Origin of the sequence: Bradyrhizobium sp. th-b2, from assembly GCF_000426785.1 — a bacterium.
Classification (GTDB): Bacteria; Pseudomonadota; Alphaproteobacteria; order Rhizobiales; family Xanthobacteraceae; genus Bradyrhizobium; species Bradyrhizobium septentrionale.
Genome location: NZ_AUGA01000018.1, coordinates 100,840 through 123,392, shown reverse-complemented (window position 1 = coordinate 123,392; position 22,553 = coordinate 100,840). Strand labels below are relative to the sequence as shown.

The window sequence follows — 22,553 nt, the reverse complement described above, 5'->3', positions numbered from 1 at the left end:
AATCCCTTGCGCTCCACCGGGACCAACCACGGGAATTCGACCATGTCGGACCTAGACCGCAATTACGCTTCTCCTTTCGGCCGGGCCGCCGGGCGCATTGACGCTGCGGCCGTCGACGCCGGTCTGCGCGCCTACATGCTGCGCATCTACAACTACATGAGCATCGGCCTGGCCATCACCGGCCTGGCCGCGCTCGGCGTCTACATGGGTGCGGTGACCAGCGACCAGTCCGCCGCCGTCGCCAAGTTCGGCAACGCCTATCTGACGCAGTTCGGCTACGCGATGTTCGTGAGCCCGCTGAAGTGGCTGTTCATCCTCGCCCCTCTAGCGATGGTGTTCGTCATCTCGGCCGGCATCAACCGCCTGCAGCCCGCGACCGCCCAGCTCCTGTTCTGGGTGTTCTCGGCACTGATGGGCCTGTCGCTGTCGTCGATCTTCCTGGTGTACACGCACACCTCGATCGTGCGCGTGTTCTTCATCACCGCGGCGACGTTCGGTGCGCTGAGCCTCTACGGCTACACCACCAAGCGTGACATGAGCGGCATGGGCTCGTTCCTGTTCATGGGTCTGATCGGCATCATCATCGCGAGCCTGGTCAACCTGTTCCTGGCGAGCTCGGCGCTGCAGTTCATCGTCTCGGTGGTCGGCGTGCTGGTGTTCGCCGGTCTCACCGCTTGGGACACCCAGCGGCTGAAGAACGACTACATCTACGGCTACGCCTCGCAAGGTGGCGTGATGGCAGAGCGTGCGGCAATCACGGGTGCGCTGTCGCTCTACCTGAACTTCATCAACCTGTTCACGCTGCTGCTGCAGCTGCTCGGCCAGCGCGACTAAGCGCCTCGAGCGAAGGGATCGACCCAAGCCCCGGCCCTAGCGGCCGGGGCTTTTCTTTTGCGCGGAGCAAAAATACTGTCGCGCCATGCCTAATTCCGTGATGTCCAATCCTGCGGTGTCCAATCCGGAAATCAGGCTGACCGCCGAGGCGGACCTGCCCTCGATCACCGCGATCTATGAGCAGGCGGTTCGCTTTGGCACCGCGACCTTCGAGCTGATCCCGCCCGACCTCGCCGAGATGACCCGCCGCTGGAGGGCGCTGATGGATGGCGGCTTCCCCTATTTCACAGCAGAGCTCGACGGCCGCGTCGCCGGCTATGCCTACGCCGGCCCCTACCGGCCGCGGCCGGCCTATCGCTTCACGGTCGAGAACTCGGTTTATCTGGATCCCGCGCTCCATCGCCGCGGCGTCGGCCTCAAGCTGATGGAGCGCCTGATCGCCGAATGCGACGCGCGCGGCTTCCGGCAGATGATCGCGGTGATCGGGGATACGGCCAATGCCGGCTCGATCGGGCTGCACCGCCGCTGCGGTTTTGAGATGATCGGGACCCACCCGGGTGTCGGCCTGAAATTCGGCCGCTGGCTCGATACCGTGATGATGCAGCGCGCGCTCGGCGAAGGCGGCGCGACCGTGCCGGCGGATTAGCGCAACGAACCTGTAGCCCGGATGAAGCGGCGAGCTTGTCCTCGCTAGACCAGCGACAGCTTGCGGTCGATCACCAACAGCACGCGTTCGAGTTCGTGGCCGCGGCGCAGGATCAGGCCCGTCGCCGAAATCACGCTGTACATGCCCTGCTTGCGCGCAAGCCGGGGATCCTTCTCGATCCGGTAGATCGGCATTTCGGACGCGCGCCGAAACACCGAGAACACGGCACGGTCCTTCAGGAAGTCGATCGCATAGTCGCGCCACTCGCCGTCGGCGACCATGCGGCCGTAGAGATTGAGAATGCGGTTGAGCTCTGGTCGATTGAAGGTCACGCGGTTGGGCTGCGGGATCGCGGCGGCGGGGCGCGCCGCGGCGCGGCTCCCGCTCGGATCAGTGTCCTCCGAGATCAGACTCATCGAGCGCCTCCTGTCATCCCCGTGACGATCATGGTCCGAAAGCCGGTCCCCCCTTTTCGGGATCGTCACAACGCTGACATGATTGCGCTAAGCGAGGGGGCCTGCAAGGGGCCGTTCGCGATGCAACCAGGTCTTAACCACGGTCTGGCGCGGCGGATTATCCGGAAAACCAGAGAGTCACGGGAACGTTAGCGGAATCATATTGCTGCCCCACTTCCGCCCATCGCCCGCCCCGCTGCCCTGCGAAAAGAGAATCCTGCGTTGGCCCGGTCCTTTCGGTTCCGGATTCCTCAGCCCCCAGCCCCCCGGGGCCGTCGGGATCGGGCCTGTTCGCAGGGGAGTTAATCCCAACACTGGGCCAACGAAAGTTGGTCCTTTTTGTTTTTGGGAGCCTGCTCGAGGCACGCGCGATCGCGACGTGCGCAGAGGCTCACCGCGTTCGGTTCAGTATATCTCTGGATGCATGTCGGCCGCCTCCCGCGTGGGCTGCACGACAAGCTGCGTGTCGCCAAATCAGGCGACCGACGGAAGCTGGCGCCGCAAGACGCTAGCGAAGCGAGGTGAAGGCGGCGCCGAGCATCGGGCCCGGCTTGTCGCGATTGCCGTCCTGGACATACACCGCCGCGGCATCGACGCCATCGCGCGTAATGTTCTCCAGCGGCACGGTCCAGCTCCCGGACGAACCGTTCCAGTCACCGACCTTCAGGAGATTGCGCACCACATTGTGATACGTGATCTCCTGGCCGCGGTTCTCGCCGCGCGCGATCGAGATCGCCACCGACTTCGAGATCGAGCAGATCCAGACTTCGCCGCGCGACACTGCGGGCGACTTCGACGCGGCCACCGAAACGTTGATCTGCTTGCCGGTCAGCGTCAGCGTCACCGGCACCGACATCACGCTGCCGCTCTTCTCGGTGTCCTTGATGGCGCTCTCGATGCTCGCCCGATCGCTGCCGATCACATGCGCGGAGCCATTGATCACGGCCTGCGGCGTGTAGACGTCGCGATCGCCGCGCATGTGCGAATAGGCTTTCTGGCGCGCGCTGAAACGGGAATCGGCCAGCGTGTCCTTCCAGCCGAGATAGTCCCAATAGTCGATCGGCATGCTCAGCGCGATGACGTTGGGGTCCTTGGCGAGATCACCGATGATCTTGTCCGCGGGCGGACAGGACGAGCACCCCTGCGAGGTGAAGAGTTCGACGACAGCACGCGGATCGGCGTGAGCGGGGCGGATGACTGCAACGATCGCGCAAATACCAAGAGCGCTGGACCATCGCGAGATCGAATTATAGGCCATCATCGCTGTCATACTGCGAACCAGTCGTGATGATTTCCATCCGTAATTGTACGGAGCATGAAGTCTGTCCCTGAACTTGCGTGCCCCAAAACGCGAGAAAGCGGCCTTGTCATAGGCCGCCTTCTTTTTAGTCGCCACTCACTAAGCGGTGAGGCACCGATCACAAATCCGCGTTAGGCCGCGAGTTTGCGCAGCACATAGTGCAGGATGCCGCCGTTGCGATAGTAATCGAGCTCGTCCAGCGTATCGATACGGCAGAGCAGCGGGACGTCCCGCTTGCCGCCGTCGGCGGAGACGACCTCGGCGGTCAGGGTCTGGCGCGGCTTGAGGTCGCCCTGCAGCCCGCGGATCGTGACCTTCTCGTCGCCCTTCAGGCCGAGCGAGGACCACGACGTGCCGTCCTGGAAGGTGAGCGGAAGCACGCCCATGCCAACCAGGTTGGAGCGATGGATGCGCTCGAAGCTCTGGCAGATCACCGCGCGCACGCCGAGCAGGCGCGTGCCCTTCGCAGCCCAGTCGCGCGACGAGCCGTTGCCGTATTCGGCGCCGGCGAACACCACCAGCGGCACTTCCTCCTGCTGGTACTTCATCGCCGCGTCGTAGATCGACATCTCTTCGCCGTCGGGCCAGTGCTTGGTCAGACCGCCTTCCGGAATATTGCCGTCGGCGCCCTTCAGCATGAAGTTCTTGATGCGGATGTTGGCGAAGGTGCCGCGCATCATCACTTCGTGGTTACCGCGCCGCGTGCCGTACTGGTTGAAGTCGGCGGGACGCACCTGGTGCTCGCTGAGGAACTTGCCGGCGGGCGAGGTCAGCTTGATCGAACCGGCCGGGGAGATGTGGTCGGTGGTGATCTTGTCGCCGAACATCGCCAGGATCCGGGCGTCGGCCACGTCGTTGACCGGGTCCGGCTGCTTCTTCATGCCTTCGAAATAGGGCGGGTTCTGCACATAGGTCGAGCTCATGTTCCAGCGATAGGTCTCGCTTTCCGTGGTCTTGATCTTGCGCCAGTTGGTATCGCCCTTGAACACGTCGGCGTACTTCTTCTTGAAGATGGTCGCGGTGACGTACTTCTTCATGAAGGTGTTGATCTCCTTGGTGGTCGGCCAGATGTCCTTCAGGAACACCGGCTTGCCGTCCTTGCCGATGCCGAGCGGCTCGACCGCGAGATCCTTCGTCACGGTGCCGGCAAGTGCATGCGCAACCACCAGCGGCGGCGAGGCGAGATAGTTCGCCTGCACGTCCGGCGAGACGCGGCCTTCGAAGTTGCGGTTGCCCGACAGCACGGCGGCGGCAACGATGCCGTTTTCGTTGATCGACTTCGAGATGTCTTCCGGCAGCGGGCCGGAGTTGCCGATGCAGGTCGTGCAGCCGAAGCCGACCAGGTTGAAGCCGACCTTGTCGAGATCGGTCTGCAGGCCGGAATTGGCGAGATATTCCGCCACCACCTGGCTGCCCGGCGCGAGCGAGGTCTTCACCCACGGCTTGGCCTTCAGGCCCTTGGCGGCCGCCTTGCGCGCCAAGAGGCCGGCGCCGATCAGCACGCTCGGATTCGAGGTGTTGGTGCAGGAGGTGATCGCCGCGATCACGACGTCGCCATGGCCGAGATCGAAGTCACGGCCCTCGACGGCGAAGCGCTTCGTCTCACCCTCGGGCTTCTTGTACTCGCCGACCAGCGCGGTGGCGAAACCGGTCGACACCGCGGGCAGCGCGATGCGGCCTTCGGGACGCTTCGGTCCGGCCATCGACGGCACGACGTCGCCGAGGTCGAGCGTCAGCGTGGTGGTGAACACCGGATCGGCCGACTTGGCGGTGCGGAACAGACCCTGCGCCTTGGCATAGGCCTGCACCAGCTTGACGCGATCGGCTTTGCGGCCCGAGGTCTTCAGGTAATCGATGGTCGCGGCATCGACCGGGAAGAAGCCGCAGGTCGCGCCGTATTCGGGTGCCATGTTGCCGATGGTTGCCTTGTCCGCGACCGACAGGAAATCGAGGCCGGGACCGAAGAACTCGACGAACTTGCCGACCACGCCGAGCTTGCGCAGCATCTGGGTGACGGTCAGCACGAGGTCGGTCGCGGTGACGCCTTCCTTGAGCTGGCCCTTGAGCTTGAAGCCGACCACCTCAGGCAGCAGCATCGACAACGGCTGGCCGAGCATGCAGGCCTCCGCCTCGATGCCGCCGACGCCCCAGCCGAGCACGGCGAGGCCGTTGACCATCGTGGTGTGCGAGTCGGTGCCGACCAGCGAGTCAGGATAGGCGACCTCGAAGGTGCCGGTCTTCTTGCCGACCGTCATCTTCTCCTTCTTGGTCCAGACCGTCTGCGCGAGATATTCGAGATTGACCTGGTGGCAGATGCCGGTGCCGGGCGGCACCACCGAGAAGTTCGAGAACGCCTTTTGGCCCCACTTCAGGAACTCGTAGCGCTCCTGGTTCTGCTTGTATTCCTCGGTGACGTTCTTCGCGAACGCCTTGTTGTCACCGAAGAAGTTGACGATCACCGAGTGATCGATGACGAGATCGACCGGCACCAGCGGGTTGATCTTCTCGGCATCGCCGCCGAGGTTCTGCATCGCGTTGCGCATCGCCGCGAGATCGACCACGGCCGGGACGCCGGTGAAATCCTGCATCAGCACGCGCGCCGGGCGGAAGGCGATTTCGTGCTCGAGCTGGCGCTTCTTCAGCCACTTCGACACCGCAACAATATCTTCCTTCTTGACGGTGCGGCCATCCTCGTTGCGCAGCAGGTTCTCGAGCAGAACCTTCATCGAATAGGGCAGCTTCGAAATTCCCTTCAGTCCGTTCTTCTCTGCCTGGGGCAGGCTGTAATAGACGTAGGACTTGCCGCCGACCTTCATGGTCTTGCGGCATTTGAAGCTGTCGAGCGAGGTCATGCGAGGAATCCCAATTTTCAGTTATACCCGGCAAGGGTAACTAAACACCGGCGAACGACACTGGCCGAGGGATGGCCTGGATGGCTTGCGGCCGCCGATTGTGTGTGCTGCATCAAGTTCCGGGCTTATAGAACCTTTCTAGAAGCACCGCCACACCGACAAGCGTGCGACAGCGTTGCGCGACCCAAAAATTCTCACGCGGTAGCGAAAGATTTCAGAGGGCTGTGACAAGACGAACCATGCAGCTCTCCGGACGAAATCTGAAATGCGTGCGCGGCGGACGCGAGGTGTTTTCCGGCCTCGATCTGTCGGCCACAGCCGGCGAGGCGCTCGCCATCACGGGCCCCAACGGCGCGGGCAAGACCTCGCTTCTGCGCGTGATCGCCGGGCTGCTGGTTCCCGCCGAGGGTTCGATCGCGCTTGAAGGCGGCGACGCCGAGCTCAGCCTGCCCGAACAGGCCCATTATCTTGGCCACCGCGACGCCCTGAAGCCGGCGCTCAGCGTTGCGGAAAATCTTTCCTTCTGGCGGGATTTCCTCGGTGGCGAGACGGAGGACGCCGGCCGCTGCCTTGCCGCCGTGGCGCTCGACCACGCCGCGCATCTGCCGGCGGCCTACCTCTCCGCCGGCCAGCGCCGCCGCCTCTCGATCGCGCGCCTGCTCTCGGTGCGGCGGCCGGTCTGGCTGCTGGACGAGCCGACATCGGCGCTCGATGCGGCCGGACAGGAGCTGTTCGTCGGGCTGATGCGTGATCACCTCGCCAGCGGCGGCCTGATCGTCGCGGCAACCCATCTGCCGCTCGGCATCGCCGCGCGCGACCTGCGGATGGGAGGCGCGATATGAGGGCGCTCTTCCTCTTTTCGCCCAGCACCGGTCTCACAGTCCCCTCCCCCCTTGCGGGGGAGGGTCAGGGAGAGGGGTGCCACACGACGTGCTCTTTCCGCCTATCCCTAAACGACGCTGGACCGAGATTGCACGAGCGAGTTTCCCATCGACGATCGCGCCCGGGGCCACCCCTCTCCCCAGCCCTCCCCCGCAAGGGGGGAGGGAGCACAGCGAGCACGCCGCACGATGTGGATTCAGGCGGCGACCACAGCGGAGGCGCGGCATGAGCGCGCTTGCTGCATTGATCCGCCGCGACATCCGCATCGCGCTGCGCGTGGGCGGCGGCGCGCTGATCGGGGTCTTGTTCTTCCTCACCGTCACGGTGCTGATGCCGTTCGCGGTCGGGCCGGATCTGGCGCTGCTGTCGCGGCTCGGTCCCGCCATTCTCTGGCTCGGCGCGCTGCTGGCGAGCTTGCTCACGCTCGACCGGCTGTTCACGGCCGACCATGAGGACGGCTCGCTCGACCTCATCGTGATGAGCCGGACGCCGCTGGAACTCGCCTGCGCCGCCAAGGCGCTGGCGCATTGGATCGCCGCCGGCCTGCCATTGATCATCGCGACGCCGGTGCTCGGCCTGCTGCTCAATCTCGACGGCACGGCGACACTTGCGGTTGCGGCGACCTTGCTGGCGGGAACACCAGCGCTGACCTTCACCGGCATGATCGGCGCGGCATTGGCGGTAACGCTGCATCGCGGCGGGCTGCTGCTCGCGGTGCTGGTGCTGCCGCTGTCGATCCCGGTGCTGATCTTCGGCGTTGCGGCCTCCCAGGCGGCGATATCGGGGCCGCTGCCCTTTGGAACACCGTTCTCGATCCTCTGCGCGCTGTCACTTGCCAGCCTCGTGATCGGCCCGTTCGCCGCCGCCGCGAGCCTGCGGCACGGGCTGGACTGAAATGGGCAAGATCAAATTGGGCAAGATCAAATCTCGACGAGAGCAGTTCGGCCAATTGCCTGCGACACAGCGGACGACTATCAGGGTGCCATGACGCTGACCGACTTCGCCAATCCGACCAAGTTCCTGGCGCTGACCGCGCGGATCCTGCCATGGCTTGCGGGCGTGACCGCGATCCTGCTCGCGATCGGGCTCTACGGGTCGGCCATGGCGCCCGACGACTACCAGCAGGGCGCCACGGTGAAGATCATGTTCATCCACGTGCCGAATGCGTGGCTGTCGATGTTCGTCTGGGGCGTCATGAGCGTGGCCGCGCTCGGCACGCTGGTGTGGCGGCATCCGCTTGCCGACGTCGCGGCGAAGGCCGCAGCTCCGATCGGCGCCGCCTTCACCTTCCTTGCGCTCGTCACCGGCTCGCTATGGGGCCGGCCGATGTGGGGCACCTATTGGGAATGGGATGCGCGCCTGACCTCGGTGCTGATCCTGTTCCTGATGTATCTCGGCCTGATTGCGCTGTGGCGCGCGGTGGAGGACCCGTCGCGCGCGGCGCGGGCGGCAGCCGTCCTGACCCTGGTCGGCGCGATCAACATCCCGATCATCAAATTTTCGGTCGACTGGTGGAACACGCTGCACCAGCCGGCCTCGGTGTTTCGTGCGGGCGGGCCGACGCTCGACAAGGCGTTCCTGTGGCCGCTGCTGGTGATGGCAATAGCGTTTTCGTTGCTCTTCATCACCTTGCATCTGGCGGCGATGCGCAACGAGATCCTGCGCCGGCGCGTGCGCAGCCTGCAGATGATGCAAGCTAACCAACAGGCGGCATGACACGATGTCGCTTGGTCCCTACGCCTCCTTCATCGTGACGTCCTATGCGCTGGTCGCGGCGGTCGTGCTGCTGTTGATCATCTGGATCAGCGCCGATTATCGCCGGCAGCAGGCCCGCCTCAGGGAGATCGAGGCCAGCGGCGTAACGCGCCGCTCCGGCCGCAGCGCGGCGGACATAAGATGAGCGAGCAGGCGACAAACGGCCCGCCGCAAACCCGCCGCCTGCTGGTGGTGCTGCCGCTCATCTTTTTCCTGGGGCTCGCCGGACTGTTCCTGCTGCGGCTCTATGGCGGGGATCCCTCGAAGATCCCGTCGGCACTGATCGGACGGCCCGCGCCGCAGACCGCCCTGCCCGCGCTCGACGGCCTGGTGCGGGACGGCGCGCCGGTGCCGGGTCTCGATCCCACCGCTTTCAAGGGCAAGGTCAGCATCGTCAACGTCTGGGCGTCCTGGTGCGTGCCCTGCCATGATGAAGCGCCGCTGCTGACCGAGCTCGGCAAGGACAAGCGCTTCCAGATCATCGGCATCAACTACAAGGACTCGCCGGAGAATGCGCGCCGCTTCCTCGGACGCTACGGCAATCCGTTCGGCATCGTCGGCGTCGACGGCAACGGCCGCGCCTCGATCGAATGGGGCGTCTATGGCGTGCCCGAAACCTTCGTGGTCGGGCGCGAGGGCACGATCGTCTACAAGCTGGTCGGCCCGGTGACGCCGGACAACGTCAACACCGTGCTCAAGGCCGAGATTGAGAAGGCGCTGCGCGCGAGCAAATAATCGCGCCGTCATTTGCGCGGATGCGCGAACCGATTACGCGCGAAAAGCTGCGACAAAATAATTCGACACGTTTATCTGCGGTTCATTTCGCGGCCATGGCAACGCCATGAACGCAGCCCCAACTCACTGGCGTTGACATCAACGTTCCTCTGGAGGGGACATATGCGCAAGACCACGCTCGCTTCACTGCTCGCCACCGCGCTCACGCTCGGCATGATGACGGCCGCGCCGTCGTTCGCTCAAACCCCGCAGCCGGCCGCGCCCGCCGCAAAGTCCGAGACCAGGATGGCTCCCGCGCCGAAGGCGGCCGCCCCTGAATTGAAAACGACGGGGATGGCGAAGGACGATTTGCTCGACATCAACAGCGCCAGCACCGACCAGCTCGACGCGCTGCCCGGCGTCGGCAAGGCCTACTCCGCTGCGATCATCAAGGGCCGCCCCTACAAGGGCAAGGATGAACTGGTGCAGAAGAACATCCTGCCGCAGGCGACCTACGACAAGATCAAGGACAAGATCATCGCTAAGCAGAAGAGCTGATTTCTGAAGAGCTGATCTCTAAGGTCTCGGACGCAGCGCGGCACAATCGCCCGCGCTGCGTTCGGAGTTACTTCCGCAGATCGCCCGCGTCCGCCTCGCTGGTCTCCAGCGAGACCGGCTCCAGATGATAGCGCTTGGTCAGCGGCATCTGCGCGATAGCGAAGATCATGGTCAACGGGGTGACGCCGAACACCTTGAAGTTCACCCAGAAATCGGTGGTCTGCGTGCGCCAGACGATCTCGTTGAGGATTGCCATGCCGGCGAAGAACAACGCCCAGCGCATGGTGAGGATGCGCCAGCCCTGCGGCATCAGATTGAACATCTGGTCGAACATCACGGCGATGAACGAACGGCCAAACAGCAGTCCTCCGCCGAGCACGGCCGCAAACAGGCCGTAGATAATGGTCGGCTTGACCTTGATGAAGGTCTCGTCGTGCAGCACCAGTGTCAGGGTGCCGAACACCAGCACGATCGCGCCGGTCACAAGCGCCATGATCGGCACGTGCTTGGTCACTACGTAGGATGCGATCATCGCCGCGACGATCGCCACCATGAACGCGCCGGTTGCGACGAACAGATGGTACTTGGCGTTCGCGACAAAGAAAACGAGCAGCGGCCCGAGTTCGGTCGCGAGCTTGAACAGCGGATGCGGCTGAGTCTTGTCCATTATGCGTCGATTCCAGCAATTGCCTTGGCAAAATCCTTCGCCGTGAAGGGGGCGAGATCCTCGACGCCTTCGCCGACGCCGATGAAATGCACCGGCAGCTTGTGCTTCTCCGACAGCGCGACGAGGATGCCGCCGCGCGCGGTGCCGTCGAGCTTGGTCATCACGAGGCCGGTGACACCTGCCGTACGATGAAACGCCTCGACCTGCGACAGCGCATTTTGTCCCACCGTGGCGTCGAGCACGAGCAGCACGGCGTGCGGCGCCGACGCATCGACCTTCTTGATGACGCGCACGACCTTTTCGAGCTCGTTCATCAGCTCGGACTTGTTCTGCAGCCGGCCGGCGGTGTCGATCAGCAGCACGTCGCGCTGCTGCTCTTTCGCCGCGGTCAGCGCGCTGAAGGCGAGGCTTGCCGAATCCGAGCCCTGGGCGCCGGCGATGACCGGCGACTTGGTGCGTTCGCCCCAGACCTTGAGCTGCTCGATCGCCGCGGCGCGGAACGTGTCGCCGGCCGCGAGCATGACCTTGCGGCCCTCGGCAGAAAATTTCGCGGCCAGCTTGCCGATCGTCGTGGTCTTGCCGGAGCCGTTGACGCCGATGACGAGGATGACGAACGGCTTCCTGGCGGCATCGATCTCGAGCGGCTTGGCCACCGGTGCCAGCACCTTCTCGACCTCGGTCGCGACCACCGACTTGACCTCATCGGCCGAGATCGCCTTGTCGTAGCGGCCCTTGCCGACCGCCTCCGCGATCCGCACCGAGACCTCGGTGCCGAGATCGGCGCGCAGCAGCACATCCTCGATGTCATCGAGCATGGCACGGTCGAGCTTGCGCTTGGTGACGAGATCGGCGACCGCCGTCCCCAGCGCACCGGAGGTGCGCTTCAGGCCGCCCTTCAGGCGCTGCCACCAGCTCTGTTTTGGAGTTCCCGCAGTGGTATCGTTCATGTCTAGTGTCCGGGCTCTAACATTCGCATCCCGTTGCGGCTAGCTCTGTTGCGAATGTTAGAGCCGAAGGGACACTAGAGAATCTTGATTCTGGTGCGGCTTTTCGGATTTGACATTCGCTCGCCGGTGCGTGGCAACAAGAAGCGAATGTCAAATCCGCCGCACCAGGGGACGTGTTAGCCGTTTCGGCCCATAAACGAAAGTCTCGACGAATTGATTGATGTTCCCCAATTGACCGCGGAAGAAATCCTGGGCCGCGTGCTCCACCGCGACGGACTGATGCTGGTGATCGACAAGCCGGCGGGCCTGCCGGTGCATCGCGGCCCCAAGGGCGGGCCCAATCTGGAGGCATCGTTCGACGCGCTGCGGTTCGGCCTGCCGCGGCCGCCGGTGCTGGCACATCGGCTGGACAAGGACACCTCCGGCTGCCTCGTGCTGGGACGCCATCGCAAGGCGACCGCCTCGCTCGGGCTGTTGTTCAAGCACGGCAAGATCGCGAAGACCTACTGGACCGTGGTCGAGGGCGGGCCCACCGAGGACGAAGGCACCATCGACATGCCGCTCGGCCGGCTCAACGCCGAGCGCGGCTGGTGGCAGAAGCCGGATCCGGACGGGCAGAAGGCGATCACCAACTGGAAGGTGCTGGGACGCGGCGAGGGCCTCGCCTGGCTGGCGATGGAGCCGGTCACCGGCCGCACCCATCAACTGCGGGTGCATTCAGCGGCGATGGGCTGGCCGATCGTCGGCGACAACATCTACGGCAACGATCCGCGCTTCGGCGAGCCGATCCTGCACCTGCACTCCCGCGAAATCGGCATCCCGATCTCGCGCAACAAGGAGCCGGTGCATGTCGTCGCGCCCGCGCCGGACCACATGCACGAGCGGCTCAAGAGCTGCGGCTGGAACGGGCAGTGACCTCCGTGATTTTACGGACAAGTATCCTTTACGGAACATTCAGGCCCATCCGGTAGTCCTGCAGGCGGCTTAGAAAAAGCGCGCCACCACGGCTCAGGACGAGCAATGCTGAATGCTGGGCAAGGGATTGTCGACGAAGTCGAGGCCGCGATACGCGGCGGCTCCGCCGAAAAATGCATAGCAACGGCAAAGCGCGTCACCGGCCTTTTCCTCGCCTCCGCCGGCAGCTTCAACAGCGAACAGGTCGAGCTGTTCGACAATGTGCTCGAGCGCCTCGTGAAGACCATCGAGTTGCGGGCGCTTGCCGACATCAGCGCCCGGATGGCGCTCACCGACATCAGCGAACAGCTCGCACCGGTCACCCAGGCACCGCCCGCGATCATTCGCCGTCTCGCGAGCAATGACGAGATCAGGATCGCCCGGCCGATCCTGCAGGAATCGTCGCGTCTCAACACGGAAGATCTGGTCGAGATCGCGAAGACCAAGAGCGAGCTGCATCTGCTCGCCGTCGCCGGCCGCTGGTGGCTGAAGGAAGTCGTCACCGACGCGCTGTTGGCCCGTCGCTTCGCGAGCGTCAGTCACCGCCTAGTGAGCAATCCCGGCGCCAAGGTGTCGGCGGACGGGTTCGCAATCATCCTCGCGCAGGCCGAGCACGACCCGGTGCTTGCGGTCCAGACCGGTATCCGCGCGGATCTGCCCCCGGAGCTTCGTGTTCAGCTCCTGCACGATGCAACGGAAGAGGTGCGCAGCCGCTTGCTGCAACGCGCGCCCTCGCATCTGTTCGAGGAGATCCGCCACGCCGTCGCCGCGGTCGCCGCCGGCGTCGAGCGTGAGATGTCGCGGGCTCGGGACTTCACCGCAGCCAGGCGTCACATCGCAAGGCTGAAAGATTCCGGCGAGCTCAACGAGGCCGCCCTGCTCGGCTTCGCCAGGCAACGAATGTATGAGGAAACCATCGCTGCCCTGGCGGAGCTTGCGCAGGCAAGCATCGAGGTGATCCGTCCCCTGATGCAAAGCCTCCGCAGCGAAGGTCTGCTGGTGCCCTGCCGGGCTGCGGGGTTGAGCTGGGAGACGACGGCCGCGGTGATGGAATGCCGCTATTCGACCGGATCGATGGGGCCGGTCGAGCTCGCCAACGCGAAGAGCCAGTTCACGCGAATAACGCATGCCAACGCCGACCGCATGCTGCGGTTCTGGCAGGTGCGCGCGTCGCAGCCGCCGAAGCCCGGCGAACGCAGCCGTTGATCATCTCGCGCGCAATGCGCGGGACCGATTTCGATTCGACCTTTCATACAGCATATTCGGTGTCATCACACGCGCATGCGGGCGATCCAGTACTCCAGAGACGCCGATGCTTGAGCCGAGAGGCCGCGGCGTACTGGATCGCCCGGTCGAGCCGGGCGATGACGGTGTGGGTGAAGACGCAGCTTCGCATTCTCGCGACCTGAATTGTCCGAGGTTTGCTCTTCATTCCGCCCTCTCTCGATCAGAGGGCGCAGGGAAAGCCGGGTGCCGATCGCACCCATGGGCCCCGAGCAATGGGTAGAAAGCTCGGGGGTAGGACCACAGGTGTAACCGGAAACAACCCGGCTTTCCCTGCGCGATGGGTTACGGCTTACTTCGTGCTCTCCCCGGCGAGACTGGGCTTGCTTGTCACCAACGTCGCCTTCTGAATGCGAAGCAGAAATCGCCGAGCCCGGCCGTCATCGACGGCTTTTGACCCGTCTCGGACATTCCTTTGATCTAGATCAACACGGAGGTGGGCCGCTTCGCTTTTTTTTGCGCGTGCTTAAGGCGGCTGGCATCCTTGTGCTCCCGGCTATGCCGCCGCGATCGCCCGGCCGCGCCGCAATGCCGAGCCGATCGACAGCTTGCAAACATGTTGGCCTCAGGTGGCCTCGCCAGGAAAAGGATCACGTCATGAGTAACGATAGGATTCCGGAAAAGCCTGAGATGAGCACGGGACCAAGCGGCGCAGGATTGAAACGCCGCGATCTCTTGTTGAGTGGTAGTTCTCTCGTCGCGGCTTCGGCGCTCTCGGCCGTCGGATTGACCAGCCCTACACAAGCGCAGCAACCAACTACGGCGCCTACACCCGCGGCGGCCGGCCAGCGGCCAAACATCGTCTTTATCATGGGTGACGACATTGGCTGGTTCAACATCGGCGCCTATCACCAGGGCATCATGGCCAGCCGGACACCAAACCTCGACAAGCTCGCCGCGGAAGGCATGCGCTTCACCGACTACTACGCCGAGGCGAGCTGCACCGCAGGGCGCGCCAACTTCATTACCGGCGAATTGCCGATCCGCACCGGGCTTACCACGGTCGGCCAGGCCGGCTCCCCCATAGGCATGCCGGCGCAAGCGCCGACCATTGCGACCGCGCTGAAATCCATGGGCTACGCTACCGGACAGTTCGGCAAGAACCACCTTGGCGACCTCAACGAATTCCTGCCGACCGTGCACGGCTTCGATGAGTTCTTTGGCTACCTGTATCACCTCGACGCGATGGAAGATCCGGCCCACCGCAACTACCCCCAAGCGCTCTTGGCTACAGTCGGTCCCCGCAACATGGTTCATTCATGGGCGACCAATGTCGACGATCCGTCGGTGCAAACGCGGTGGGGCAAGATCGGCAAGCAGCGGATCGAAGACGCCGGGCCGCTTTATCCGAAGCGGATGGAAACGGTCGATGACGAGATTCTGCAAACCACCTTCGCTTTCATCGATAAGGCGAAGCAGGACAACAAGCCGTTCTTCGTCTGGCTCAACCCGACGCGCATGCACGTCGTCACCCATCTTTCGGAAAAATACGAGAACATGCGCAACTCGGAGAACGGCTGGTCGATTTCCGAGGGCGGGTTCGCCCAGCTCGACGACATCGTCGGCGCCGTGATGAAGAAGCTCAAGGACGAGGGCTTCGACAACAACACGATCGTCGCGTTTACAACCGACAACGGCGCGGAGAACTTCACTTGGCCGGATGGCGGCCAGACGCCGTTCGCGGGCGGCAAGGGAACGGCGCTGGAGGGCGGTTTCCGCGTGCCCTGCATGATTCGCTGGCCGGGCAAGGTGCCGGCGGGAAAGGTCGAAAACGGCATTATCTCCGGACTCGACTGGTTCCCGACCTTCGTCGCCGCCGCCGGCAATCCGAATATTGCCGACGAGTTGAGGAAGGGAAAGCAGCTCGGCGACAAGACCTATAAGGTCTACCTCGATGGGTACAACCAGATGGACCTGATTACCGGAAAGGGCCCGTCTGCCCGCCACTCGGTCTTCTATTTCACTGAGGGCACACTGAGCGCGGTGCGCATCGACGACTTCAAGTATCGCTTCACGGATCAGCCGAGCGGCTGGTTAGGCGGCACGGTAAAGGTTGATTGGCCGATCCTCACCAACATTCGGCTTGATCCGTTCGAACGCACGAACTTGCCCAACGGCGCGCAGGGGTCGTTGGCATTCTATAACTGGTTTGTTTTCGAGTTCTGGCGGTTCCAGTTCGTGCAGCAGGAGGTCGGCAAGCTCGCCCAAACTGCGATCGAGTTTCCACCCATGCAGAAGGGCGCGAGTTTCAACCTGGAAGCCGTCAAGGAGCAGATCGAGAAGGCCATGCAGTCGCATGCTGGCAAATGAAATATGCGGTGACGGGCGCACCAATCCGGGTGGGCCCGTCCGGAAAGCATAATTTAGCGACTGGAGCACGACCAAAGCTCGCACTTCCGCTATTGGTCCAAAGCCAGCATGCATTCACATCGGCTCCACGTCCTCCTTCGAAGGCAAGGCGGACCTGGCGATTTTAATGAATGAAACACTCTAGATTGCGTCGCCGCAGCGCGGCTTTGCCGGCCGCGCCCAGCTGCTTGGCACGCTCCCTGATCGCGCCGCCTTGGATCTGCGGCATCCGTGCGGCCGGCGTGCCCGGGCGTTTCGAATAGGGAAACACGTGCAGGAAGGTGAGATCGCATTCCGCGACCAGATCGAGCGAGCGCGCGAACATCTCCTCGGTCTCGGTCGGGAAGCCCACGATGATGGCGGCGCCGAGAGCGATATCCGGCCGCAGCCGGAGGCCGGTTGTGGCCGAGAGCGGGCAAACTTGGTGGCGCACGCCGATGTCGGACTTTGACCCGTAGCGGTCCTGCGCTGATTGAGCGCCGTAGATTAGCCGCCGCCGAACTTGGATGGATCATTGTAGGCAGGAGGATCGTCGTGATCGGTCCGCAGACCTCCCGGGACGGAGTCGTCGCGATAGATTCGCACACCAGCCGGAGTTTGGTAGCTCGGGGTGACAGTTTGGCTAGGACGAGTGATGACTTGTCGCGGCTTGTGATGCCCCCTTTGGGCGGCGTTCGCGGAAGCACACAACGCGATCACAAGGCACAATCCTAAGACAAAACGCATTGCATTTTCTCCAAACAGCTAACCTATCTTCCGAACGGCGCTATTGACCCTTAACGAAAGGAGTCTGTGTTTTAACCGCTGCGGCCGATAGTCGACGGTGCTAGCGTTACCCCCCGTGGATCACGCATGAGGCGCGAGCGAATTCCTGGAGAAGATATTCTAGGGCGTGATCGCCCATGGCCCAGGACCGCGACACCTCGAACGACAGGGCGAACGACGGGAAGACTGTAGTTCAATGTGCCTTCCGCAAGGGCGAATTTACTTGGGAGGGTGAGGGCCATTGCCAGTCCGATTGTTGTAAGCTTCATCGCGGGATCGTCCTGCGCAAAGTTGTGTGGCTCCCGATCGAACAGATAAGACACACCCGCGCCCGTGCCATTAAATTCTTCTTTAGCAATAGAAGCCGCCAAACCGTTCACGTCCTCGCAGAGCCTTGATCTCCTGACCAATTCTTCCTTTTGAAGAAGCCGTTTCGGAGCTGCCATCACTTCCGCTGCTGGCCCAAAGCCGGCATGCATTCATGTCGGCTCCACGCCCTCCTTCGAAGGCAAGGCGGACCTGGCGATTTTATGAATGCAACACGTTAGATAGCGTCGCCGCACGCCCCGATGAGACGCGCGCCGTCATGGCCGGTCACGGCCAGCCGCCGCACCGTGCCCGGCACATCATCATTGATCGCGACCGGCAGGAAGTGCTCGGTGCGGCCCTGCCTGCTGCTTTCGATCAGCACCTCGCGCGTCGCGCCGATCTCCGCGGCGAGCCGCCGCTGCAGCGCGGCTTCGCCGGCCGCGCGCAGCCGTTTCGCACGCTCCTTGATCGCCCCGCCTGCAACCTGCGGCATCCGCGCGGCCGGCGTTCCGGGACGCTTCGAATAGGGAAACACGTGCAGGAAGGTGAGATCGCATTGCTCGACCAGATCGAGCGAGCGCGCAAACATCTCTTCAGACTCGGTCGGGAAGCCCGCGATGATGTCGGCGCCGAGCGCGATATCCGGCCGCAGCCGACGCAGCTGCGCGCAGAAATCGATCGCGTCCTGGCGCGAATGCCGGCGTTTCATCCGCTTGAGGATCATGTCGTCGCCCGATTGCAGCGACAAATGCAGATGCGGCATCAGCCGCGCGTCATCGGCGATGACATCGAGCAGGTCGCGGTCGGCCTCGATCGAATCGATCGACGAGATGCGCAGCCGCTTCAGCTCGGGCACATGGCGCAGGATCTGCCGGGTCAACTGGCCGAGCTTCGGCGCGCCGGGCAGATCGGCGCCATAGCTCGTGAGATCGACGCCGGTCAGTACGATCTCGGCATGGCCGCGCTCGACGAGCGCACGGACCTGGTCGACCACTGCGCCCATCGGCACCGAGCGCGAATTGCCGCGGCCATAGGGGATGATGCAGAAGGTGCAGCGATGATCGCAGCCGTTCTGCACCTGAACGAACACCCGCGGCAGGCCGCGCTCGAATCCATCGAGCAGATGCGGCGCCATCTCTGTCACCGCCATGATGTCGGCGACCGCGACTTTCTCGCTTCCGCCGAGATCGAACGCAGCGCGGGTCGCCTGCCAGGCAGCGCCGTGCATCTTCTCGTCATTGCCGACGACGCGATCGACCTCGGCCATGTCGGCGAACATCTGGCTTTGCGTCTGCGCCGCACAACCGGTGACGACGATGCGCGCCTCAGGCCGCTCGCGCTTCAACTTGCGGATCGATTGGCGCGCCTGCGCCACCGCCTCGTTGGTGACGGCGCAGCTGTTGATGACGATGGTCTCAGTGAGCCCCGCCTGCTCCGCCTCGCGGCGAATCACCTCGGATTCGAATGCGTTGAGGCGGCAGCCAAAGGTGACGACATCGACGCCCATGATCGATCCCTTGCCGCGTCAGGCGACGCTGGCGAACAGCGCCGGATCGAAGCGGCCCTCATATTCGAAATCGGCGGTGCCGGTCATCAGCACGTGGTCGTCGCGCTCGCGCCACTCGATGCCGAGCTTGCCACCGGGCAGCGTGATCTCGACGATGCGGTTGGCGCGCTTCAGCCGAGCCGCCGCGACCGCGGTCGCGCAGGCCGCCGAGCCGCAGGCCCGGGTCAGGCCGGCGCCGCGTTCCCAGGTGCGGATCGTGATGTGGTCGCGATCGACGATATGGGCAAGTGTGATGTTGGCGCGTTCCGGGAAGATCGGATGGTTCTCCAGCAACGGCCCAAACCGCTCGAGATCATAGGCATTGACGTCGTCGACCCAGAAGATCGCATGCGGATTGCCCATCGAGACCGCCGAGGGCGAATGCAGCACCGGCTTGTCGATCGGCCCGACCTGCAGCTCGATGTAGCGGGTGTCGCGGAATTCCTCCGCCAGCGGAATGTCCTGCCAGCCGAACTTCGGCGCGCCCATGTCGACGGTGTAGAGATCGGGCGCCGGCCCCTGCCAGCAATTGAGCAGGCCGGCGCGGGTCTGGAACGTCGCCGCGGTCTGGCCGGTCTTCTCGAACAGGCGGCGCACCACGCAGCGCATGCCATTGCCGCAGGCGCCGGCTTCCGAACCGTCATTGTTGTAGATCGAGATGAACGCTTCGGTGCCATCGAGCCGCGGCGGCTGCAGCACCATCAGCTGGTCATAGGGAATGCCGGCCGGCGAGGCCACGGCGCGCGCCTCCGCCGCCGAAACCTGTGCCTTGGAATCGCGCAGGTCGACGACGACGATCTCGTTGCCGATGCCGTTCATCTTGGCAAATGCGTGATTGGCGAGCGCGCTCATCGATTTTCCCAAATTCTGCCCGGTTATATGGCGAGTGGTGGCTGATTGGCCAGTCGGAATGGCTCCGTGACACATCTGTCATGGGACGAATGCAGAACTTGCGTGTTAGGAATATCGCACCTCGCGGACCGCGCGCGCCGGGACAGATCGAGCGGCCGTTTGAGGATGGGGATGGAGAATACCGAATGAACCGTATCAGCACGCTCCGCGCGGCCCTGGTCGCGCTGCTGCCCTTGGCCGCGATCGCACTGGCAAGCCCGGCGCCCGCCCAGTCGCCGGCAGCCTCGCCCGCCCCCGCGGCCAGCCCGAGCCCCACGCCTGCCCCGGCGCCCTCGGCCACGCCTGTCCCGCCTCCGGCCGAAACCAAGTCGCCGGCCGACAGCCCGGCCGCATCGCAGACCCCGGCGCCGCCGCCGGCCGCCCCGGTCCAGACCGCCGACCCCTTCGGCGAGCCGTTCACGCTGGAACCGAAGAAGGTCGTGATGCTGAAGGGCACCGCCAACTGGGATTCGGCGTTCGACGCGCTGATCGAGGCGTTCAAGCAGCTCACCGCGCTGCTCGACAAGGGCGGCATCAAGGCATCGGGCAATCCGATGATCGTCTACACCTCGACCGACGACACCGGCTTCACCTTCATCGCTGAAATCCCGGTCGATCAAGACGTCAAGAACCTCGGCAAGAACATGAGCATGGGCAATTCGCCCGACGGCAAGGCGCTGAAATTCGTCCATCGCGGGTCCTACGACAACATGGACAACACCTATGAGGCGATCACCAATCACCTCGACGACAAGAAGCTCGAAGCCAAGGACACCTTTATCGAGGAATACATCACCGATCCGCTGAAGACCGCGGAGGACAAGCTGGTGATCAACGTCTACGTACCCCTGAAGTGAGACCCATGAAGCTGACCCTGCCGCTTGCCTCCCTTGCCCTTTCGCTGATTGCCGCCCCGGCATTGGCACAGGTGCCGCCGCCGGCGATTTCCGTCACCGGCGAAGCCACCGTCTCGGTGGCGCCGGACCAGGCCGTGATCGATGGCGGCGTGACGACCGATGCGAAGACCGCGCGCGAGGCTGCCGACGCCAACAACACGGCGATGGCGAAGGTGCTTGGCGCGCTGAAGGGCGCGGGCCTCGACGAGAAGGACTACCAGACCTCGCGGCTGTCGCTGCAGCCGAAACATACGCCCGACCGCGTGTCGGGGCCCCCCACCGTCAGCGGCTATCGCGCCACCAACCGCGTCACCATCAAGGTGCGCGACGTCGCCAAGGTCGCCAGCCTGGTCGACGTGCTGGTCGGCGCCGGCGTCAACGAGATCGGCGGCATCAACTTCGTGGTGTCGCAGGCCTCGAAGGTACTCGACGAGGCGCGCGAGAAAGCGATCGCCGACGCCCGCCGCAAGGCGGAAATCTACGCCAAGGCCGCCGGCGTCACGCTCGGCGAACCGATCAGCATTTCCGAGGAGGGCAACGCGCCCGTGCCGATGTACCGCAAGATGGCCGCGCCGATGGCAGCCTCCAGCGCTCCGGTCGCGCAAGGCGAGGAAACCCTGTCGGTGAGCGTCAGCGTGTCCTGGGCGATCAAGGGGAAGTAAGTCGTCATCGTCGTCCCGGCGAAGGCCGGGACCCATTACCACCGACGGCAATTGCCTTGAGGAGTTGTAGCCACAGCGAATCCGAACAACGCAACCCTGTGGTTATGGGTCCCGGCCTTCGCCGGGACGACGTTAAATCTCGAACACCTGCCCGGGCTTCAACGTCATAAACTTCTCGCGCGGCACTTTTGCCGCGTCGAGCGCTTCGCGGAGGGCGGTCGCCGGTGCGTCGATCGCCTCGTCGGTCAACTGGAACGTGCCGTGGTGATGCGCCAGCGCCTGGGCGGCGCCGCAATCGGCGAGCGCCTTCACCGCATCCTCCGGATTCATGTGCTGGTCGCGCATGAACCAGCGCGGCTCATAGGCGCCGATCGGCAGGATCGCGAGCCGCAGCGGACCGTGCGCGTCGGCGACACGGCGGAAATGCCGCCCGTCGCCATAGCCGGAATCGCAGACGATGTAGAGTTTGCCGGCCGGCGTCTCCAGCACGAAGCTCGCCCACAGCGCCTTGTTGCGATCGAGCAGGCCGCGCGCCGACCAGTGCCGCGTCGGCACCAGCGTCGCGGCAAGGCCGCTGCCGAGCTCGACGCGCTGATGCCAGTCGAACGCTTCGGCTTTGATCGCGGCATCCGATGCGCGCATCGTGACGTCGTTGCCGAGCGGCGTGATCACCCGCGGCGCAAACGTCGCCGTGAGCTTCGACAGCGTCGCGACATCGAGATGATCGTAATGGCCGTGCGACACCAGCACGATATCGATCCTGGGCAACTTCTCGAAGGCGATGCCGGGATCGTTGTGCCGCATGGGACCTGCGAAGCTGAACGGCGAGGCGCGCATCGACCACACCGGATCGACCAGGATGTTGAGACCGCCGGTCTGGATCAGCCAGCTGGCATGGCCGACGAAACATAACCGCACCCCACCGCCATCGACGCGCGGCGGCGGCGTATCGGCATAGGGGCTCGGCGCCCATTCCGGCCAGACCGCGCGCTGCCGCCTGCCCCCGAACTGCCAGCGCAGCACCTCACCGAGCGATTTCGGCGGCGAGCCATCCGGATCGAAGAAGTGCAGGCCGTCGAAATGATCGGAGACGGGGCCGTCATAGGTTTTCATGGTGGACATCCAGATCGAGGGCACGCCGATCGCGGCAGCGGCTCCGGTCAAGGTTGCGAAAAGGCGGCGGCGGGTGATGATGGGCAAGCGGGTTCCCAAATAGGAGGCGGGCGCGGTTTATATGGGTGGCACCGACGAATTCGGAACCAACCCGACAAAATGACGCAATTTCAG

Annotated in this window: 22 protein-coding genes and 1 pseudogene; 13 read left to right on the top strand and 10 right to left on the bottom strand. The window is 64.1% G+C overall.

Annotated elements, in window-relative coordinates; genetic code table 11:
- The first annotated feature begins 42 nt into the window (after positions 1 to 42).
- Positions 43 to 834: a Bax inhibitor-1/YccA family protein gene (locus K359_RS0122315; protein WP_029081319.1), complete on the top strand. Its 792-nt coding sequence runs from the start codon at positions 43 to 45 to the stop codon at positions 832 to 834.
- Between the two features lie 115 nt (positions 835 to 949).
- Positions 950 to 1,480 (top strand): GNAT family N-acetyltransferase, encoded by a 531-nt coding sequence (locus tag K359_RS0122310; protein WP_029081318.1) that lies wholly within the window; start codon positions 950 to 952, stop codon positions 1,478 to 1,480.
- Between the two features lie 44 nt (positions 1,481 to 1,524).
- Here K359_RS0122310 and K359_RS0122305 read toward each other — a convergent pair whose 3' ends face one another.
- From K359_RS0122305 to acnA, 3 genes are all read right to left on the bottom strand, one after another.
- Positions 1,525 to 1,896 carry a DUF2794 domain-containing protein gene (locus tag K359_RS0122305; protein WP_029081317.1) on the bottom strand — a complete coding sequence of 124 codons (372 nt, stop codon included), beginning with the start codon at positions 1,894 to 1,896 and terminating at the stop codon, positions 1,525 to 1,527.
- Positions 1,897 to 2,443: 547 nt separating this feature from the next.
- On the bottom strand, positions 2,444 to 3,205 hold the full coding sequence (locus K359_RS0122300) for a thioredoxin family protein (RefSeq protein WP_029081316.1): 762 nt from the start codon (positions 3,203 to 3,205) through the stop codon (positions 2,444 to 2,446).
- 161 nt (positions 3,206 to 3,366) lie between these two features.
- On the bottom strand, positions 3,367 to 6,087 hold the full coding sequence (acnA, locus tag K359_RS0122295) for an aconitate hydratase AcnA (protein ID WP_029081315.1): 2,721 nt from the start codon (positions 6,085 to 6,087) through the stop codon (positions 3,367 to 3,369).
- A gap of 239 nt (positions 6,088 to 6,326) precedes the next feature.
- Between acnA and ccmA the strand changes: the two genes are divergently transcribed.
- The 6 genes from ccmA (at position 6,327) to K359_RS0122265 (ending at position 9,996) form a co-directional block, all read left to right on the top strand.
- Positions 6,327 to 6,929, top strand: coding sequence for a heme ABC exporter ATP-binding protein CcmA (gene ccmA, locus K359_RS0122290; protein WP_029081314.1), 603 nt, complete (start codon positions 6,327 to 6,329; stop codon positions 6,927 to 6,929).
- Between the two features lie 265 nt (positions 6,930 to 7,194).
- Positions 7,195 to 7,863: a heme exporter protein CcmB gene (gene ccmB, locus K359_RS0122285; protein WP_021078801.1), complete on the top strand. Its 669-nt coding sequence runs from the start codon at positions 7,195 to 7,197 to the stop codon at positions 7,861 to 7,863.
- A 90-nt stretch (positions 7,864 to 7,953) separates the two neighbouring features.
- On the top strand, positions 7,954 to 8,685 hold the full coding sequence (locus tag K359_RS0122280; RefSeq protein ID WP_029081313.1) for a heme ABC transporter permease: 732 nt from the start codon (positions 7,954 to 7,956) through the stop codon (positions 8,683 to 8,685).
- A 4-nt stretch (positions 8,686 to 8,689) separates the two neighbouring features.
- A complete protein-coding gene (gene ccmD / locus K359_RS0122275; protein WP_029081312.1) occupies positions 8,690 to 8,869 on the top strand; it encodes a heme exporter protein CcmD in 180 nt (59 codons plus the stop codon).
- Positions 8,866 to 9,459 carry a DsbE family thiol:disulfide interchange protein gene (locus K359_RS0122270; RefSeq protein ID WP_029081311.1) on the top strand — a complete coding sequence of 198 codons (594 nt, stop codon included), beginning with the start codon at positions 8,866 to 8,868 and terminating at the stop codon, positions 9,457 to 9,459. Before ccmD ends, K359_RS0122270 begins: the two co-directional genes overlap by 4 nt.
- Before the next feature lie 162 nt (positions 9,460 to 9,621).
- On the top strand, positions 9,622 to 9,996 hold the full coding sequence (locus K359_RS0122265) for a helix-hairpin-helix domain-containing protein (protein WP_029081310.1): 375 nt from the start codon (positions 9,622 to 9,624) through the stop codon (positions 9,994 to 9,996).
- A gap of 67 nt (positions 9,997 to 10,063) precedes the next feature.
- Here the strand turns inward: K359_RS0122265 and K359_RS0122260 are convergent, their stop codons facing one another.
- Together K359_RS0122260 and ftsY are read right to left on the bottom strand one after the other, a co-directional pair.
- Complete coding sequence (locus K359_RS0122260) at positions 10,064 to 10,663, bottom strand: septation protein A (RefSeq protein WP_029081309.1); 600 nt, start codon at positions 10,661 to 10,663, stop codon at positions 10,064 to 10,066.
- On the bottom strand, positions 10,663 to 11,610 hold the full coding sequence (gene ftsY, locus K359_RS0122255) for a signal recognition particle-docking protein FtsY (protein ID WP_029081308.1): 948 nt from the start codon (positions 11,608 to 11,610) through the stop codon (positions 10,663 to 10,665). Before ftsY ends, K359_RS0122260 begins: the two co-directional genes overlap by 1 nt.
- Before the next feature lie 213 nt (positions 11,611 to 11,823).
- On the opposite strand from ftsY, the gene K359_RS0122250 reads away from it, so the two are divergent.
- The 3 genes from K359_RS0122250 (at position 11,824) to K359_RS0122240 (ending at position 16,158) form a co-directional block, all read left to right on the top strand.
- Entirely contained in the window at positions 11,824 to 12,525 is a 702-nt protein-coding gene (locus K359_RS0122250; protein WP_029081307.1) for an RluA family pseudouridine synthase, read from the top strand.
- A gap of 105 nt (positions 12,526 to 12,630) precedes the next feature.
- Positions 12,631 to 13,770 (top strand): DUF2336 domain-containing protein, encoded by a 1,140-nt coding sequence (locus K359_RS0122245; protein ID WP_029081306.1) that lies wholly within the window; start codon positions 12,631 to 12,633, stop codon positions 13,768 to 13,770.
- Positions 13,771 to 14,478: 708 nt separating this feature from the next.
- Positions 14,479 to 16,158, top strand: coding sequence for an arylsulfatase (locus K359_RS0122240; protein WP_084518476.1), 1,680 nt, complete (start codon positions 14,479 to 14,481; stop codon positions 16,156 to 16,158).
- 187 nt (positions 16,159 to 16,345) lie between these two features.
- On the opposite strand, the pseudogene K359_RS0122235 reads toward K359_RS0122240, so the two are convergent.
- The 4 genes and pseudogenes from K359_RS0122235 to dapF all read right to left on the bottom strand — a co-directional run.
- Positions 16,346 to 16,588 (bottom strand): annotated as a pseudogene (locus tag K359_RS0122235) (tRNA (N(6)-L-threonylcarbamoyladenosine(37)-C(2))-methylthiotransferase MtaB); the annotation flags it as partial.
- A gap of 406 nt (positions 16,589 to 16,994) precedes the next feature.
- Entirely contained in the window at positions 16,995 to 17,441 is a 447-nt protein-coding gene (locus tag K359_RS61425) for a hypothetical protein (protein WP_156928615.1), read from the bottom strand.
- Between the two features lie 65 nt (positions 17,442 to 17,506).
- Positions 17,507 to 18,778 carry a tRNA (N(6)-L-threonylcarbamoyladenosine(37)-C(2))-methylthiotransferase MtaB gene (gene mtaB, locus K359_RS0122225; protein WP_029081302.1) on the bottom strand — a complete coding sequence of 424 codons (1,272 nt, stop codon included), beginning with the start codon at positions 18,776 to 18,778 and terminating at the stop codon, positions 17,507 to 17,509.
- Between the two features lie 18 nt (positions 18,779 to 18,796).
- Entirely contained in the window at positions 18,797 to 19,669 is an 873-nt protein-coding gene (gene dapF, locus K359_RS0122220; protein ID WP_029081301.1) for a diaminopimelate epimerase, read from the bottom strand.
- Between the two features lie 185 nt (positions 19,670 to 19,854).
- Between dapF and K359_RS0122215 the strand changes: the two genes are divergently transcribed.
- Both K359_RS0122215 and K359_RS0122210 read left to right on the top strand, forming a co-directional pair.
- On the top strand, positions 19,855 to 20,565 hold the full coding sequence (locus K359_RS0122215) for a GyrI-like domain-containing protein (RefSeq protein ID WP_029081300.1): 711 nt from the start codon (positions 19,855 to 19,857) through the stop codon (positions 20,563 to 20,565).
- A gap of 5 nt (positions 20,566 to 20,570) precedes the next feature.
- Complete coding sequence (locus K359_RS0122210) at positions 20,571 to 21,266, top strand: SIMPL domain-containing protein (RefSeq protein ID WP_029081299.1); 696 nt, start codon at positions 20,571 to 20,573, stop codon at positions 21,264 to 21,266.
- A 132-nt stretch (positions 21,267 to 21,398) separates the two neighbouring features.
- Here K359_RS0122210 and K359_RS0122205 read toward each other — a convergent pair whose 3' ends face one another.
- The gene (locus K359_RS0122205) at positions 21,399 to 22,379 is read right to left on the bottom strand and encodes an MBL fold metallo-hydrolase (RefSeq protein ID WP_029081298.1); all 981 of its coding nucleotides are present in this window, start codon (positions 22,377 to 22,379) and stop codon (positions 21,399 to 21,401) included.
- Positions 22,380 to 22,553: the final 174 nt, after the last annotated feature.